This is a genomic window from Moorena sp. SIO3I6 (assembly GCF_010672095.1).
Genome location: NZ_JAAHHU010000523.1, coordinates 1 through 2,946, shown reverse-complemented (window position 1 = coordinate 2,946; position 2,946 = coordinate 1). Strand labels below are relative to the sequence as shown.

Genomic DNA, 2,946 nt, shown 5'->3' with positions numbered 1-2,946 from the left:
TTTAATCCTGATTAACGCTCCCGGTTTCTTGATTTCTTGATAAACTTGCTCCTCAAGGGAAGAGCGTTCTAGGTAAAAGGGAGAGTTGATAGGGATTGAGCCACTGGGATAGCAAGGTAGTATCTCAGGGGTTTCATTGGCAGCATTTCCCGTCAGCTCTGGCAACACCAGATCTGCCTGAAAAGGGTTTGTCTCTGCGGCTGTTTGGGCAGTGGCATAAGACTCCAGCAGCACCCGACAGTTTTTCTTGCTTACCCGCTGGCCAATCACCTCCGAGAGTCGCTGATACAACTCTGGAGCAACGACACTGGTAAGGTACCCTGGACTATAACCTGCTTCGAGGGCAATTTGGTTATAAGTTCTATACTGCCAAACCCCACCCAGCATAATTACTTCTATGGAAGTAAGGGGTCGATGTTGGCTATCTTTTAGTTGACGGTCAACAATTTCTAGGATACGGTCAAGATTCATTTAAAAGGTCACCGCAATTTATCAAGAAGCACCTTTTAAGTGCTCGATCAAACGTGACACACCGAAACAAATCATAGGAGTCTGGCTATACCCTTTTGGTATCCAAAAACTATAGTGTTGAGGAGTGTTTATTTAATTTACAAACATTCCTATATATATATAGGAATCAACCAAAACAAACATAGATGCTTTTACCCTGAATGACCCAGCAATTTTAGAGCTGTTGACTGGTCAATTGAATCCCCGTTAACCATAGGAGGTTTAATAACTAGTTATTTCCTATGATGCCCAATATTGGATGATGCCCAATATTGGTGGGTATCAATCATACCCATAAATCATAATTTACGACTATAGAGCTAGTCTTGATTCAGCCGCTTTACTACTGTATTAGTTTAATTCCAATTAAATCCGGAAATGCACCAAGATTTAGGAATTTCAACTCTTAGCGATCAGCTAGTTTATATAACTAAGGCTGGTCAGCTACCATTCGATTAAAGGGATAACATCACTCCTCTCGGTGGAACGGGCATCTTGCCCGTTTCTTGCGAGTAGGGAGCTTACCGAGATGGCAGGCATTCAAGGCTTACTTTCCTCCTTTGATTTATTATCCTAACCGTAAGTGATAGTACCATATATAATTTCCAGGTGACTATTAAATATTGTTAACTAGTTGTATTCCTGGGAAGGAAGCAGGTCAATTTTGTAAGAACACTTGAACTACAAACGCTTGAATTACAGTGTTTTTGGGGCGTAAGTAGCAGTTATGAGCTATTTTAGTACATTTGTTCTGCAAATTTGACATGCTCCCTACTGGGAATCCCTGACAGGGGAGTGTGATAATAGCAGATAATAGCAGATATAGCAAGTCTTATACCCATGAGGTACAAATCTCTGGTTTTTAGGGACTTCGGAGCAGGGACTTCGGAGCAGGGACTTCGGAGCAGGGAAGAGGGAAGAGGGAAGAGGGAAGAGGGAAGAGGGAAAAAATAATGTGTACCTCATAGCTATGATAAACGCTATTATAGCAGATAATAATAGGCAAAATAGTGGTTTTTGCGCTTCACAGCCATTGATTTTGTTGTATAAACGCGATTTCGTCAGATTTTTAGAAGCGGTAAATGGGTATATAGAGATAATTCTCCCCATTTACCGCTTCTGTTGACTCCCGACTTTCCACTGTATATAGGGTTTATATTTGAGATGTAAACGTATATGGTCTTTTTTGATTGGACAATAAAACTTTGAATCTCTTGCCCCTCTTGCGTTTCGCCTCTTGCATCTTGCCTTTTTGAGCAAAAATTTTGTTTACAACCTATATAAAAACTCTATACATGAGTTTTTACATGAGTTTTTACATGAGTTTTTATATGAGTTTTTATATGAGTTTTTACATGAGTTTTATGAGATTAAGAGACTAAAAGCAGAAGTAATATCACATGGTGATCGGGTAATCGAGGTCAAAAATGTCGAGTATAGCGCTACGCGCAAGGCAAAAGGCAAAAGGCAAAAGGCAAAAGTTGAGTAAAAGAGCTTTTCAGCTTGTATCAATGTCCTAACCTTAATGCGTAGTGCTATACAAATCAGCCCTGGACTCCCGTGGAGAGCATACACCATTGTGTTGATCAATTATGATGTCAGATATTCAATTAGAAGCCAGTTCTACTGCATTGGGCCAATCTCATCACGTTTCAGAGAAAGAGTTTTAGCAGCAATGGCAGCAATATCAAGATTATCTCTATCATCGCTGTCTCAGGTGGATGGGTGGAAACCCTACCGATGCTGAAGATGCCCTGAGTCGGGCGATGATCAAGGCATGGGAGAAGGTGCAAAAGTTTGGGCGGAAAATCTCTAATTTTAAGGCTTGGCTGACAAAGCTGACTCATAACCTCTGCGTGGATATTCATCGAGAACATTGTCGCAGCGCGAACCAGGTTGAGGATATAGAAGGGATTCCAGAGGAAAAAGGACTAGTTTCCTGTGACGATACCCCAGAAAGGGTTTTGGAAACAGACGAGAAAAAGATTGCTATCAGCAGTGCGATTGATAACTTACCTGCTCGGCTGCACCAGACGTTTATCTTGCATTTTTATCAAGAACTGTCTTATCGAGAGATAGCCCAACAGCAAGAGATTTCCTACCAGAATGTCTGCAAGCGCATCTCCCAGGCGCGAGCCATTCTCAGAGAGGAGTTGAGGGGATATTTTATCGGCGAGGATGAGACTGATCAGGATTTATCGGTTACCGAAAAAATTGGGTTTAAAGCCCCGTCCTTATAGGACGGCTTTCTTTTTCAGCTAAAACTTGACAGTTTTCACAGAGCGTGTTATTTATATATTATAAACCATAAACTAAAAAGCTAGATAAATACTATCTAAAAATAAGTAGGCAACGTAAAAAATATGTATCAGATGCATATTGCGTAATTTGGTCTAACGACTTAAACGTCTATGAAAAAAATTAGATTAAAAAAGT

Annotated in this window: 2 protein-coding genes and 1 pseudogene; 1 reads left to right on the top strand and 2 read right to left on the bottom strand. The window is 40.6% G+C overall.

What is annotated here, in order from left to right; all coding sequences use genetic code 11:
- Together F6K49_RS38930 and F6K49_RS38925 are read right to left on the bottom strand one after the other, a co-directional pair.
- Positions 1-471, bottom strand: a 471-nt coding sequence (locus F6K49_RS38930) for an AAA-like domain-containing protein (protein ID WP_293105863.1), incomplete at its 3' end; no start/stop codon positions are given.
- An 810-nt stretch (positions 472-1,281) separates the two neighbouring features.
- Complete coding sequence (locus F6K49_RS38925) at positions 1,282-1,476, bottom strand: hypothetical protein (RefSeq protein WP_293105861.1); 195 nt, start codon at positions 1,474-1,476, stop codon at positions 1,282-1,284.
- 722 nt (positions 1,477-2,198) lie between these two features.
- On the opposite strand from F6K49_RS38925, the pseudogene F6K49_RS38920 reads away from it, so the two are divergent.
- Positions 2,199-2,750 (top strand): annotated as a pseudogene (locus F6K49_RS38920) (sigma-70 family RNA polymerase sigma factor); the annotation flags it as partial.
- Positions 2,751-2,946: the final 196 nt, after the last annotated feature.